Origin of the sequence: Streptococcus sp. Marseille-Q5112, assembly GCF_916700555.1 — a bacterium.
In the GTDB taxonomy this organism is placed as follows: Bacteria; Bacillota; Bacilli; order Lactobacillales; family Streptococcaceae; genus Streptococcus; species Streptococcus symci.
Genome location: NZ_CAKAKP010000004.1, coordinates 56,226 through 69,731 on the forward strand (window position 1 = coordinate 56,226; position 13,506 = coordinate 69,731).

The 13,506-nt window shown below is 43.2% G+C and carries 11 protein-coding genes; 8 read left to right on the top strand and 3 right to left on the bottom strand.

Features of this window, described 5'->3' with window-relative positions; genetic code table 11:
* From LG372_RS03505 to LG372_RS03520, 4 genes are all read left to right on the top strand, one after another.
* A complete protein-coding gene (locus LG372_RS03505; RefSeq protein WP_225742150.1) occupies positions 1 to 2,433 on the top strand; it encodes an ATP-dependent Clp protease ATP-binding subunit in 2,433 nt (810 codons plus the stop codon).
* Between the two features lie 148 nt (positions 2,434 to 2,581).
* Positions 2,582 to 3,640 carry an AAA family ATPase gene (locus LG372_RS03510; protein WP_225742151.1) on the top strand — a complete coding sequence of 353 codons (1,059 nt, stop codon included), beginning with the start codon at positions 2,582 to 2,584 and terminating at the stop codon, positions 3,638 to 3,640.
* A 9-nt stretch (positions 3,641 to 3,649) separates the two neighbouring features.
* On the top strand, positions 3,650 to 4,429 hold the full coding sequence (gene pnuC / locus LG372_RS03515; RefSeq protein ID WP_201058549.1) for a nicotinamide riboside transporter PnuC: 780 nt from the start codon (positions 3,650 to 3,652) through the stop codon (positions 4,427 to 4,429).
* A gap of 1 nt (position 4,430) precedes the next feature.
* The gene (locus tag LG372_RS03520) at positions 4,431 to 5,204 is read left to right on the top strand and encodes an NUDIX domain-containing protein (protein ID WP_225742152.1); all 774 of its coding nucleotides are present in this window, start codon (positions 4,431 to 4,433) and stop codon (positions 5,202 to 5,204) included.
* Positions 5,205 to 5,252: 48 nt separating this feature from the next.
* Here LG372_RS03520 and LG372_RS03525 read toward each other — a convergent pair whose 3' ends face one another.
* On the bottom strand, positions 5,253 to 5,483 hold the full coding sequence (locus LG372_RS03525) for a hypothetical protein (RefSeq protein ID WP_049487550.1): 231 nt from the start codon (positions 5,481 to 5,483) through the stop codon (positions 5,253 to 5,255).
* Positions 5,484 to 5,761: 278 nt separating this feature from the next.
* On the opposite strand from LG372_RS03525, the gene LG372_RS03530 reads away from it, so the two are divergent.
* Positions 5,762 to 6,460: a hypothetical protein gene (locus LG372_RS03530; protein WP_225742153.1), complete on the top strand. Its 699-nt coding sequence runs from the start codon at positions 5,762 to 5,764 to the stop codon at positions 6,458 to 6,460.
* Positions 6,461 to 6,533: 73 nt separating this feature from the next.
* Here LG372_RS03530 and dusB read toward each other — a convergent pair whose 3' ends face one another.
* Entirely contained in the window at positions 6,534 to 7,514 is a 981-nt protein-coding gene (dusB, locus tag LG372_RS03535) for a tRNA dihydrouridine synthase DusB (RefSeq protein WP_049491155.1), read from the bottom strand.
* Entirely contained in the window at positions 7,501 to 8,373 is an 873-nt protein-coding gene (gene hslO, locus LG372_RS03540; RefSeq protein WP_049491157.1) for an Hsp33 family molecular chaperone HslO, read from the bottom strand. Before hslO ends, dusB begins: the two co-directional genes overlap by 14 nt.
* A gap of 164 nt (positions 8,374 to 8,537) precedes the next feature.
* Between hslO and LG372_RS03545 the strand changes: the two genes are divergently transcribed.
* From LG372_RS03545 to glpO, 3 genes are all read left to right on the top strand, one after another.
* Positions 8,538 to 9,965, top strand: a complete 1,428-nt coding sequence (locus LG372_RS03545) for a helix-turn-helix domain-containing protein (protein ID WP_225742154.1) — start codon at positions 8,538 to 8,540, stop codon at positions 9,963 to 9,965.
* A 159-nt stretch (positions 9,966 to 10,124) separates the two neighbouring features.
* Positions 10,125 to 11,633, top strand: a complete 1,509-nt coding sequence (gene glpK / locus LG372_RS03550; RefSeq protein WP_000076784.1) for a glycerol kinase GlpK — start codon at positions 10,125 to 10,127, stop codon at positions 11,631 to 11,633.
* 41 nt (positions 11,634 to 11,674) lie between these two features.
* Complete coding sequence (glpO, locus tag LG372_RS03555) at positions 11,675 to 13,501, top strand: type 1 glycerol-3-phosphate oxidase (protein WP_125851588.1); 1,827 nt, start codon at positions 11,675 to 11,677, stop codon at positions 13,499 to 13,501.
* The last annotated feature ends 5 nt before the right edge of the window (positions 13,502 to 13,506 follow it).

Genomic DNA, 13,506 nt, shown 5'->3' on the forward strand with positions numbered 1-13,506 from the left:
ATGAACTATTCAAAAGCATTGAATGAATGTATCGAAAGTGCCTACATGGTTGCTGGCCATTTTGGAGCTCGTTATCTAGAGTCTTGGCACTTGTTGATTGCCATGTCCAATCACAGTTATAGTGTGGCAGGGGCAACTTTAAATGATTATCCATATGAGATGGACCGTTTAGAAGAAGTCGCTTTGGAACTGACTGAAACGGACTATAGCCAGGATGAAACCTTCATGGAATTGCCGTTTTCTCATCGTTTGCAGGTCATTTTTGATGAAGCAGAATATGTGGCATCAGTGGTTCATGCTAAGGTGCTAGGGACAGAGCATGTCCTCTATGCGATTTTGCATGATGGCAATGCCTTGGCGACTCGTATCTTAGAGAGAGCAGGTTTTTCATATGAAGACAAGAAAGATCAGGTCAAGATTGCTGCCCTTCGTCGAAATTTAGAAGAACGGGCAGGTTGGACTCGTGAAGATCTCAAGGCTTTACGCCAACGTCATCGTACAGTAGCTGATAAGCAAAATTCTATGGCTAATATGATGGGCATGCCCCAGACTCCGAGCGGTGGTCTTGAGGACTATACGCATGATTTGACAGAGCAAGCGCGTTCTGGCAAGTTAGAGCCAGTCATCGGTCGGGACAAGGAAATCTCGCGTATGATTCAAATCTTGAGTCGGAAGACAAAGAATAATCCTGTCTTGGTTGGGGATGCTGGTGTCGGGAAAACAGCTCTGGCGCTTGGTCTTGCTCAGCGTATTGCTAGTGGGGATGTGCCTACGGAAATGGCTAAGATGCGCGTGTTAGAGCTTGATTTGATGAATGTCGTTGCAGGGACACGCTTCCGTGGTGACTTTGAAGAACGCATGAACAATATCATCAAGGATATTGAAGAAGATGGTCAAGTCATTCTCTTTATCGATGAACTTCATACCATCATGGGTTCTGGGAGCGGGATTGATTCGACTCTGGATGCGGCCAATATCTTGAAGCCAGCCTTGGCGCGCGGAACTTTGAGAACGGTTGGTGCGACCACTCAGGAAGAATACCAAAAACACATCGAAAAAGATGCGGCCCTTTCTCGTCGATTCGCCAAAGTGACGATCGAAGAGCCAAGCGTGGCAGACAGCATGACCATTTTACAAGGCTTGAAGGCGACTTATGAGAAACATCACCGTGTGCAAATCACAGATGAAGCGGTCGAAACAGCTGTCAAGATGGCGCATCGTTACTTGACTAGCCGTCACTTGCCAGACTCTGCTATCGACCTCTTAGATGAAGCAGCAGCAACAGTACAAAATAAGGCTAAGCATGTAAAAGCAGACGATTCAGGTTTGAGTCCAGCTGACAAAGCCTTGATTGATGGCAAGTGGAAACAGGCAGCTCAGCTAATCGCAAAAGAAGAGGAAGTGCCTGTCTATAAAGACTTGGTGACAGAGTCTGATATTTTGACCACCTTGAGTCGCTTGTCAGGTATTCCAGTCCAAAAACTGACGCAAACAGATGCTAAGAAATACCTGAACTTGGAAGCTGAACTCCACAAACGTGTCATCGGTCAAGATCAAGCAGTTTCAAGCATTAGCCGTGCCATTCGCCGCAACCAGTCAGGGATTCGCAGTCACAAGCGTCCGATTGGTTCCTTTATGTTCCTAGGACCCACAGGTGTCGGTAAGACCGAATTGGCCAAGGCTCTAGCAGAAGTTCTTTTTGACGACGAATCAGCTCTTATCCGCTTTGATATGAGTGAGTATATGGAGAAATTCGCAGCCAGCCGTCTCAATGGAGCTCCTCCGGGTTATGTGGGTTATGAAGAAGGTGGGGAGTTGACCGAGAAGGTTCGCAACAAACCATACTCTGTTCTCCTCTTTGACGAGGTAGAGAAGGCCCACCCAGACATCTTTAATGTCCTCTTGCAGGTCTTGGATGACGGTGTCTTGACAGATAGTAAGGGACGCAAGGTCGATTTTTCAAATACCATTATCATCATGACATCGAACCTTGGTGCGACAGCCCTTCGTGATGATAAGACGGTTGGTTTTGGGGCTAAGGATATTCGTTTTGACCAGGAAAACATGGAAAAACGCATGTTTGAAGAGTTGAAAAAGGCTTATAGACCTGAATTCATCAACCGTATTGATGAAAAGGTGGTCTTCCATAGCCTATCTAGCGACCATATGCAGGAAGTGGTGAAGATTATGGTTAAACCTTTAGTGGCAAGTTTAGCTGAAAAAGGCATTGATTTGAAATTACAAGCTTCAGCCCTGAAATTGTTGGCAAATCAAGGATATGACCCAGAGATGGGAGCTCGTCCACTTCGCAGAACCCTGCAAACAGAAGTGGAGGACAAGTTGGCAGAACTTCTTCTTAAGGGAGATTTGGTGGCAGGCAGCACACTTAAGATTGGTGTTAAAGCAGGCCAGTTAAAATTTGATATTGCATAAAAATGGAGAATCAGGAGCAATCTTGATTCTCTTTTTTGCTACTTTTTTATAAAAAATAATAAAAAACTATTGACAAAACAAAAATATAGTTTATAATAAAAAACATAGATAATAAAAATATCAAAAATTATAAAAAGGCAATGCATTTATGAAAAAGAAAACAGCAGTGGTATTTGGAACCTTTGCTCCACTTCATCAAGGACATATCGATCTGATTCAGCGAGCGAAGCGGCAGTGTGACCAGGTCTGGGTTGTCGTTTCAGGCTACGAGGGAGACCGAGGGGAGCAGGTAGGCTTAACATTGCAAAAAAGGTTTCGCTATATTCGAGAGGCCTTTGGTGATGACGAGTTAACCTCTGTCTGTAAGCTGGATGAAACTAACCTTCCCCGTTATCCTATAGGCTGGCAGGAGTGGTTGGACCAGATGTTAGCAGAGATTTCCTATGATGAAACCCAGCAAGAGCTGATCTTCTTTGTGGGAGAACGTGACTACCAGCAAGAATTATCAAATCGTGGCTTTGAGACTGTCTTGCAAGAAAAAAAGTTTGGTATCTCAGCGACTATGATTCGAGAAAATCCAAGCAAATATTGGAAATATATCGCTCAACCCTTCCGTCGTCAGTTTACAAAGAAAGTGTTGATTATGGGAAGTGCCAGCAATGGGAAGACCACTCTAGCCAAGGATTTGGCAAGGTATTACGATGCACCCGTCAGTCTGGAATACGCACGTGAGTACCAGATCAAAAACAATGTCCGTGACGATGAATTGACTCCAAAAGATTACTATTATCTCTTTTTAGGACAGTATGACCAGACCTCTAAATTAATCGACAGTAATGCCAATAGGGGACTGGTGATAGCTGATACCAACTCCTTAGTAACCAAGGGCTACTATGATTATTACATGGAGACTGAGGACCAAGGGGATTTATCAGGAGAGACTTTTGATAATCTCTTTGCCTCAATCTTAGCTAAGGAAAAATGGGACTTGATTCTCTTTGTGCAGCCTGTCGGCTCCTATGTCAATGACGGATTTAGAGATATGACCATGGCAGAAGACCATATTCGTCATAGTTTTTCCCAGCATTTGGACCAGATGAGAGAGCGATATTTAACCACCATTCCACTAGTTTATCTAGCTGAGGATTACCTAGGCAATTATGAAGCAGCCAAAGTGGCTATTGATGCCATTTATCAAGCAGATTAGGAGACAATTATGAAAAAACTAACTGAAAAAATCACACAATTTATCGAAAACTTTAAAAATGTCCATGCGGAAGCCCGCAAGATCGGTTTTACAGGAATCATGAACCTGCTCTGGAAAGATCTCTTTGTCGGCCGTAGCCTCTTCCAGTGGTTGTATCTCATTGTCTTGTCAAGTGTTCCCTTGATCTTGGAATTCACGCAAAATACAGAAAGTCATGACTGGATGAGCTTGTTGGCATCTTGGACTGGGATTGTCTGTGTTATCTTGGTAGCAGAAGGGCGTGCAAGCAATTATCTCTTTGGGGCCATTAACTCTGCTATCTATTTGGTTTTGGCTATGAATGCGACTTTTTATGGTGAAGTTTTGACGACCGTTTACTTCTTTGTCATGCAGCCGATTGGCCTCTATGCTTGGCTGTCCAACCGTATCAATGATCAAGGAAAAGTAGAAGAATCTCACTTTGAAGCTAAGAAATTATCTGTGCTTGACTGGCTCAAGTACTTGGCTTTGACTGCTATCATTTGGATTGGTATGGGCTTGGCTTACCAAAGTATTCATAGCGCTCGCCCTTTCCGTGATAGTGTAACCGATGCGACCAATGGTGTAGGTCAGCTCTTGATGACACGTCTCTACCGTGAGCAATGGATTTTCTGGATTGCAACCAATCTTTTTAGTATCTACCTCTGGTGGGGTGAAAATATCCACATCCAAGGGATGTACTGGGTTTACACACTCAATAGTCTAGTAGGTTGGTACCAATGGACCAAGGCAGTTCGTAAGGAGGCATAAAATGGCGGATACGATGATTCCAGCAGGGATGACGGAAAAAGAATTTTTTGAAGTTCATGCAAGTCAGGAAGAGTTTTTAGACTGGTACTACAAGCAGGAACTCCCTCAATACGAAAAACCAAGTGTGACGGTGGATATGGTAGCCTACTGCTTTGTCGAAGGAAAGATCAAGCTCTTATTAATTCGTCGCAAGGCTCACCCTTATCAAAATTGTTTGGCCTTAGTTGGAGGATTTATGGACAAGGGCGAAGATGCTGCGCATGCCTGTCAGCGTGAGGTGAGAGAAGAAGTTAATCTCGATCTTCCTTTGGAAAAAATTGAGCAATTGATGACCGTATCGACCCCCGGCCGTGACCCACGGGGCTGGACAGTGACCATTGCCCACTTGGTTTATCTGCCTAGTCGTGCATTAGAACTTGTTCAAGCAGGAGACGATGCCAAGGATGTCGTTTTCGTGGATGTCGATTTTCAGACAGGTAAATGCTTCCTAGAGGGAGTGGAGCTGGAGGAGCAAGCCTTCGCCTTTGACCATTATGCCATTATCCAAGAATCCATCAAACGAATCCAAGGCCGTCTCGACTGGAATCCGACCTTCCTTTATCTGCTGGAGGAGGAGTTCACTGTCTACGAGGGGACTGAACTGGTCAATCTCATCAACCCTGGTCACCCAATCGTCAGCAATAACTTTCTCGTAAAATACGGAGAATATGTAGAAGAAGTCGGACTCAAACGAGTACCTAAAAAGAAACCAAGAAAAACCTATCGATTGAAATAAAAAACGAGGCCGGGAACTTTTCCCGACCTTTTTATTTATCATCATATTTTATGAATGACTATCTTTCTTAGGATTACTCAACATGTGAGTAAAGAAGTCTTTATATCGATACTTGAGATAGTTCTCATGTAAAAATAACAAAGCGATATAGACAATCAAAAAGATTGCAGTCAGATAGAAGACATCAAATGAAGTTCGCGCATAGTAAGTGGCTGATTGATAAGAGCCAATAGCTCCCAAAATCAACCAAGGTAGATACTTGTAATACTTATTTAGCATAAGAGTGCACCTCCTATATTCTATTTCAATGTTATTATATTCCTTTGTCTAATATAATGCAAGCGATTACACAAAAAACAAATTCAAATTTTAAAAGAAAAATCTCCTGTTTTTCTGTTTTATTACGAATAGAAGAGTAGGAGGAGTAAATGTATCTAAAGTATTTAAGATTTTTAAAATAGTTTAGATAAATTGTTGACATATTTAAAGCCAAATGTTACAATTATATTACAAAAAGATTTCTTTATATTTCTAAAACATTACAAAGGAGTAGAAAAATGAAAAAGAAAACCTATATCAAATTGATGGCAGCAACTGTATTGGCTTCTACCTTGCTATTAGGAGCTTGTGGAAATAAAAAGGAAACAACTCAAGCAAGCAGTTCTGTTAAGACAAGCCAATCATCAAGCTCAAAAGCAGCTTCTTCTAGCAAAGAAAGTAAAACTCAGAAGTCCTCAAGTTCAGCTTCATCTGAAAAGACCAAATCATCTACTGACCAGTCTGCAGCAACTGCGACACCATCAGAAGCGACACCTGCACCAGAGCAAAGACAAGGCCAAGAAGTGTCTAATCAACAGGCAGCTAGTCAACAAACTGCTACTCAAGCTCCTTCAACTCAGCAAGGTTCTCAAGCTCAGTCTAACCAGTCAGGCTATGATCCAACAACTGACCGCAAACTTCAAGACAAGCAAGCAGAACACAACAAACGCTACAAGGGTGTTTTAACCATGGTTGATGGTGATTTCTCAGCAGCTGCAGGCAACTGGAAGGGTGCCAATGGTGAAACCATCACAGTTTCATCAGGAGGCAAATTCACAGTAGAATCTGCTGATGGAAAGAAAGAAAACTACTCTATCAGAGACTATTCTTATACTCTTGATGATGGTAAGTATAATGCCAAAATTGGTGGGGGAAAAATCATCCAAATTACAACAGGAGCGGATGGTAAGGTTTCCAGTGTTGCTTTAGCTCAATAGTAGAATTTAGAATCTCAAGTTTATAGACATTTTAAAAACCCGTAACTGAATGAAGTTTACGGGTTTTCTGTGTTTAAACTTTGTCTAATTGCAAGAGAGCTTCAATCTCTGCCAGAGTGCTAGCTTGTGAAATGGCTCCACGGAGTTTGGCTGCGCCAGATGTTCCACGGAGGTAGTGAGGAGCGAGGCCACGGAATTCACGAACTGCGACGTTTTCCCCTTTGAGGTTAATCAAACGTTTCAAGTGTTCATAGGCGATTTTCATCTTATCTTCAAAGGTCAAATCAGGTAGGATTTCTCCGGTTTCAAAGTAATGGTTGATTTGGTTAAAGAGGTAGGGATTTCCCATGGCTGCGCGGCCAATCATGACTGCGTCAGCACCAACTTCTTCGATACGTTGTTTGGCTTCTTGAACTGTGCGGATGTCGCCGTTAGCGATGAAGGGAATCTTGGTCAAAGCTTGAGCGACCTTGTGAAGGGTTTCAAGGTCTGCGTGACCTGTATACATTTGCTCACGGGTACGGCCATGCATGGCGAGGGCAGAAACACCTGCTGCTTCAGCAGCGAGGGCATTTTCTACTGCAAGAGATGGATCAGCCCAGCCTGTACGCATTTTGACAGTAAGTGGGATATCAAGGACAGACTGGACCTTGTTGATGATAGAGTAAATCTTATCTGGATCCTTGAGCCACATAGCGCCAGCTTCGTTCTTCACGATTTTGTTAACTGGGCAGCCCATGTTGATATCCACGATATCGGTTTTGGTGTTTTCTTGGATGAATTCTGCTGCGCGTGCTAGGCTATCTTCATCACTACCAAAGAGTTGGATAGAGACAGGGTTTTCGCCCTCATCAATATGAAGCATATGCAGGGTTTTTTCATTGTTGTATTGGATTCCCTTGTCAGAGACCATTTCCATGACAACGAGTCCAGCTCCGAGTTCTTTTGCGATGGTACGAAAGGCTGAGTTAGTCACGCCAGCCATAGGCGCTAAAACGGTACGATTGGGAATCTCAACATTGCCAATCATAAAAGGTGTATTAAGATTTGTCACGAATGAGTTCCTCCAGGTCGTTTTCATCAAAGTTATAAGTAGTTTGGCAGAATTGACAAGTGATTTCTGCCCCGTGGTCTTCCTCTTTCATTTCCTGTAGGTCTGAGCTTGGAAGGCTGGCAAGAGCATTCATAAAGCGCTCATGGCTACAGTCACATTGGAAACGGATTTCTTCTTCAGAAAGACGCTTGTAGGATTCATCGCCGTAGATAGCTTTGAGGAGGGCTTCAATATGGTCGTCGCTTTCGAGAAGAGTAGAGATAGCTGGCATTGCTTGGATGCGTTTTTCAAAGCGAGCAATCTCCTCTTCCTTGGCTCCTGGCAAGACTTGGACTAGGAAACCACCTGCAACCTTGACCTTGTCTTCTTCGTCCAAAAGGACATTGAGGCCGACTGCAGAAGGGGTCTGTTGGCTTTCAGTCAGGTAAAAGGCAAGGTCTTCACCGATTTCCCCAGAGATGAGGGGGGTCATAGAGTTGTAAGGATTTCCAGTACCATAGTCTGTGATAACGAGGAATTGACCATTTCCGACAAAAGGTCCGACTAGGACTTCACCAGTTGCAGTCTTTTTGATGTCAACACCGGGGTTTTGAACGTAACCTTTGACATTCCCCTTGGTATCAGCGACGGTGATGATAGCACCTAGAGAGCTAGACCCCAGCACTTTAACTGTTAGTTTGGTATTTCCTTTTTCATTGGCTGCGAGAATCTGGCTGGCGATAAGAGTTCGACCAAGCGCTACAGTTGAGCTAGCTTGGGTTTGATGTTTTTCTTGAGCAGTGCGGACGGTTTCTGTGCTGTCAAGGACAAAAGCACGAAAGGCTCCGCTTTCTGATATTGTTTTAATAATTTTATCCATAGCTACTATTTTAGCATAAAAATGCCCAAAGGGGGAGCCGTGTGTTTATTGATTTTCAGGATAATGAACCAGGAAATCAGCATGAAAGTAAAAAGAGAAACAGATTATTTCAGCATTTGTTAGATTTATGCTATGCTTAAGGTAGAAAATGAAAGGGGTAACAAATGTATTTAGGAGACTTGATGGAAAAGGCTGAATCTGGCCAATTTTCAATCCTTTCCTTTCTACTACAAGAGTCTCAGACGACCGTCAAGGCTGTAATGGAGGAAACAGGATTTTCAAAAGCAACCCTAACCAAATATGTTACCCTGCTCAATGACAAGGCTTTGGATAGTGGTTTAGAGCTGACAATCCAGTTAGAAGATGAGAATCTGCGTCTATCGATTGGTGCAGCTACCAAGGGGAGAGATATTAGGATCCTGTTTTTGGAGAATGCTGTTAAATATCAGATTCTTGTTTATCTTCTCTACCACCAACAGTTTTTAGCCCATCAGCTGGCTCAAGAATTGATGATTAGTGAGGCTACGCTTGGTCGCCACTTAGCTAGTCTAAATCAGATTTTGTCAGAATTTGACTTATCCATCCAAAATGGACGGTGGCGAGGTCCAGAACATCAAATTCGCTATTTCTATTTCTGTCTTTTCCGCAAGGTTTGGTCCAGTCAGGAGTGGGAAGGTCACATGCAGAAATCAGAGAGAAAACAGGAGATTGCCACTTTAGAAGAAATCTGCGGTGCAAGTTTGTCTTCGGGTCAGAAATTGGACCTGGTTCTCTGGGCTCACATCAGTCAACAACGTCTCCGGGTCAATGCCTGTCAGTTTCAAGTCATAGAAGAAAAAATGCGAGGGTATTTTGACAATATTTTCTACCTTCGTTTGCTGAGAAAGGCTCCGTCCTTTTTTGCTGGACAACACCTTCCTCTAGGAACTGAGGATGGGGAGATGATGATATTCTTCTCTTTCCTCTTGTCCCATCGTATTCTTCCTCTTCATACTATGGAGTATATTCTTGGGTTTGGAGGGCAGTTGGCAGATTTGCTGACGCAATTGATTCAAGAAATGAAGAAGGAGGAGTTACTGGGTGATTATACAGAGGACCATGTCACCTATGAACTCAGTCAGCTTTGTGCTCAAGTCTATCTCTATAAGGGCTATATTTTACAGGACCGCTACAAGTACCAGTTGGAGAATCGTCATCCCTATTTGCTGATGGAACATGATTTTAAGGGGATAGCAGAGGAGATTTTTCATGCTCTACCTGCTTTTCAGCAGGGGACGGATTTGGATAAGAAAATTCTCTGGGAATGGCTCCAGTTGATAGAATATATGGCTGAAAATGGTGGCCAGCATATGCGGATTGGTCTGGATTTGACATCTGGTTTTCTTGTCTTTTCAAGGATGGCAGCCATTTTGAAACGGTATTTGGAATACAATCGTTTTATTACCATTGAAGCCTATGATTGTACTCGGCATTATGATTTGCTGGTTACCAATAACCCGATTTATAAGAAGGAACAGACCCCAGTTTATTATTTAAAAAACGACTTGGATATGGAAGATTTGGCAGCGATTCGTCAGTTATTATTCACTTAAAAGGCTTGGTTGTTCCAGGTCTTTTTTGTGAAATTCACACAATCTCCTCACATTTTTTAAAAAATTAAAAAAAGTTGATGAACAAGAAAGCGCTTTATTTTGTATACTAGTTAGTGTAAAGAGGAGACATCCTCAAGATCTTTATCAGGAGGACAGCACATGTCACAAGAAAAATACATCATGGCCATTGACCAGGGAACTACAAGTTCTCGTGCCATTATTTTCAACAAAAAAGGAGAAAAAGTTAGCTCGAGTCAAAAAGAGTTCACTCAGATTTTCCCTCAGGCAGGTTGGGTAGAGCACAATGCCAATGAAATTTGGAATTCTGTCCAGTCAGTTATTGCTGGAGCCTTCATCGAAAGTGGTGTCAAGCCAAATCAAATCGAAGCAATCGGAATTACCAACCAACGTGAAACAACTGTCGTCTGGGATAAGAAAACAGGACTTCCTATCTACAACGCTATTGTTTGGCAATCACGTCAGACAGCTCCTTTGGCTGAACAACTAAAAAGTCAAGGTTATGTGGAAAAATTCCATGAAAAGACTGGTTTGATCATTGATGCTTACTTCTCAGCGACTAAGGTTCGTTGGATTTTGGATCATGTAGAAGGAGCTCAAGAGCGAGCAGAAAAAGGGGAATTGCTCTTTGGTACTATCGATACTTGGTTAGTTTGGAAATTGACTGACGGTGCGGCTCACGTGACCGACTACTCAAACGCAGCTCGTACCATGCTTTATAACATTAAAGAACTCAAATGGGATGATGAGATTTTGGAAATCCTCAACATTCCTAAGGCTATGCTTCCGGAAGTTCGTTCTAACTCTGAAATCTACGGTAAGACAGCGCCATTCCATTTCTACGGTGGAGAAGTGCCAATCTCAGGTATGGCTGGGGACCAACAAGCGGCCCTCTTTGGACAGTTGGCCTTTGAGCCAGGTATGGTTAAGAATACTTATGGAACAGGTTCTTTCATCATCATGAATACTGGGGAAGAGATGCAGTTGTCTGAAAATAACCTCTTGACAACGATTGGTTACGGAATCAATGGCAAGGTTTACTATGCTTTAGAAGGTTCTATCTTCATCGCAGGAAGTGCCATTCAGTGGCTTCGTGACGGTCTTCGCATGGTGGAAAATTCACCAGAATCTGAAAAATACGCTCGTGATTCTCACAACAATGATGAAGTTTATGTCGTTCCAGCCTTTACAGGTCTAGGCGCTCCATACTGGAACCAAAATGCTCGCGGTTCTGTCTTTGGATTGACTCGTGGAACAAGTAAGGAAGACTTTATCAAGGCAACTCTTCAATCAATTGCTTATCAAGTGCGTGATATTATCGATACGATGCAAGTGGATGCTCAGACAGCTATACAGGTCTTGAAAGTAGACGGTGGTGCAGCTATGAACAACTTCCTCATGCAGTTCCAAGCTGACATCTTGGGAATCGACATTGCACGCGCCAAAAACTTGGAAACAACAGCTCTAGGGGCAGCCTTCCTAGCAGGTTTGTCAGTAGGCTACTGGAAGGATTTGGATGAGTTGAAACTCTTGAACGAGACAGGAGAACTCTTTGAGCCATCTATGAACGAATCGCGCAAGGAACAACTCTACAAGGGCTGGAAGAAGGCTGTAAAAGCAACGCAAGTCTTTGCGGAAGTAGACGACTAATACTGGAAGAATAAAGCGACTTAGTTAGAAAGTGTGTAAATATGGAATTTTCAAAGAAAACACGTGAATTGTCAATTAAAAAAATGCAGGAACGTACCTTGGACCTCTTGATTATCGGTGGAGGAATCACTGGTGCTGGTGTAGCCTTGCAGGCGGCAGCTAGTGGTCTAGATACTGGTTTGATTGAAATGCAAGACTTTGCAGAAGGAACATCCAGCCGTTCAACAAAATTGGTTCACGGAGGTCTTCGTTATCTTAAGCAATTTGACGTAGAAGTAGTATCAGATACGGTTTCAGAACGTGCAGTGGTACAACAAATTGCACCTCACATTCCAAAACCAGACCCAATGCTCTTGCCAGTTTATGATGAAGATGGAGCAACCTTTAGCCTCTTCCGCCTTAAAGTAGCTATGGATTTGTATGACCTTTTGGCAGGAGTTAACAACACACCAGCTGCTAACAAGGTTTTGAGTAAGGAAGAAGTCTTGGAACGCCAGCCAAACTTGAAGAAAGAAGGTTTGGTAGGAGGTGGGGTTTACCTTGACTTCCGTAACAACGATGCACGTCTCGTGATTGAAAACATCAAACGTGCCAACCAAGATGGTGCCCTCATTGCTAACCACGTGAAGGCAGAAGGCTTCCTCTTTGACGAAAGTGGCAAGATTACAGGTGTGGTAGCTCGTGATTTGTTGACAGACCAAGTCTTTGAAATCAAGGCGCGTCTGGTTATCAATACGACAGGTCCTTGGAGCGACAAAGTACGCAATTTGTCTAATAAGGGAACCCAATTCTCACAAATGCGTCCAACTAAGGGAGTTCACTTGGTAGTGGACTCAAGCAAGATCAAGGTTTCACAGCCAGTTTACTTTGACACAGGTTTGGGTGACGGTCGTATGGTCTTTGTTCTCCCACGTGAAAACAAGACTTACTTTGGTACAACTGATACAGACTACACAGGTGATTTGGAACATCCAAAAGTAACTCAAGAAGATGTAGATTATCTACTTGGTATTGTCAACAACCGCTTCCCAGAAGCCAACATCACCATTGGTGATATCGAAAGCAGCTGGGCAGGTCTTCGTCCATTGATCGCAGGCAATAGCGCTTCTGACTACAATGGAGGAAATAACGGTACAATCAGTGATGAAAGCTTTAACAATTTGATTGCTACTGTTGAGTCTTACCTCTCTAAAGAAAAAACGCGTGAAGATGTAGAGGCTGCTGTTAGCAAGCTTGAAAGCAGTACCTCTGAGAAACATTTGGACCCATCTGCAGTTTCTCGTGGTTCTAGCTTGGACCGAGACGATAATGGTCTCTTGACCCTTGCTGGTGGTAAAATCACAGACTACCGTAAGATGGCTGAAGGAGCTATGGAGCGCGTGGTTGACATCCTCAAAGCAGAATTTGACCGTAGCTTTAAACTGATCAATTCTAAGACATACCCTGTTTCAGGTGGGGAATTGAACCCAGCAAATGTGGACTCAGAAATCGAAGCCTTTGCGCAACTTGGAGTGTCACGTGGCTTGGATAGCAAGGAAGCTCATTACCTAGCAAATCTTTACGGTTCAAATGCACCGAAAGTCTTTGCTCTTGCTCATAGTTTGGAACAAGCGCCAGGACTCAGTTTGGCAGACACTTTGTCACTTCACTATGCAATGCGCAACGAGTTGGCTCTTAGCCCGGTTGACTTCCTGCTTCGTCGTACCAACCATATGCTCTTTATGCGTGATAGTTTGGATAGCATCGTTGAGCCAGTTTTGGATGAAATGGGACGATTCTATGATTGGTCAGAAGAAGAGAAAGCAGGCTACCGTGCGGATGTCGAAGCGGCTCTCGCTAACAACGATTTAGCAGAATTAAAAAATTAAGAAAA

Excerpts from the sequence above, each read along its gene's own strand:
- LG372_RS03505 (WP_225742150.1), top strand. The coding sequence starts at position 1 with ATGAACTATTCAAAAGCATTGAATGAATGTATCGAAAGTGCCTACATG.
- LG372_RS03510 (WP_225742151.1), top strand. The coding sequence starts at position 2,582 with ATGAAAAAGAAAACAGCAGTGGTATTTGGAACCTTTGCTCCACTTCAT.
- pnuC (WP_201058549.1), top strand. The coding sequence starts at position 3,650 with ATGAAAAAACTAACTGAAAAAATCACACAATTTATCGAAAACTTTAAA.
- LG372_RS03520 (WP_225742152.1), top strand. The coding sequence starts at position 4,431 with ATGGCGGATACGATGATTCCAGCAGGGATGACGGAAAAAGAATTTTTT.
- LG372_RS03525 (WP_049487550.1), bottom strand. The coding sequence starts at position 5,483 with ATGCTAAATAAGTATTACAAGTATCTACCTTGGTTGATTTTGGGAGCT.
- LG372_RS03530 (WP_225742153.1), top strand. The coding sequence starts at position 5,762 with ATGAAAAAGAAAACCTATATCAAATTGATGGCAGCAACTGTATTGGCT.
- hslO (WP_049491157.1), bottom strand. The coding sequence starts at position 8,373 with ATGGATAAAATTATTAAAACAATATCAGAAAGCGGAGCCTTTCGTGCT.
- LG372_RS03545 (WP_225742154.1), top strand. The coding sequence starts at position 8,538 with ATGTATTTAGGAGACTTGATGGAAAAGGCTGAATCTGGCCAATTTTCA.
- glpK (WP_000076784.1), top strand. The coding sequence starts at position 10,125 with ATGTCACAAGAAAAATACATCATGGCCATTGACCAGGGAACTACAAGT.
- glpO (WP_125851588.1), top strand. The coding sequence starts at position 11,675 with ATGGAATTTTCAAAGAAAACACGTGAATTGTCAATTAAAAAAATGCAG.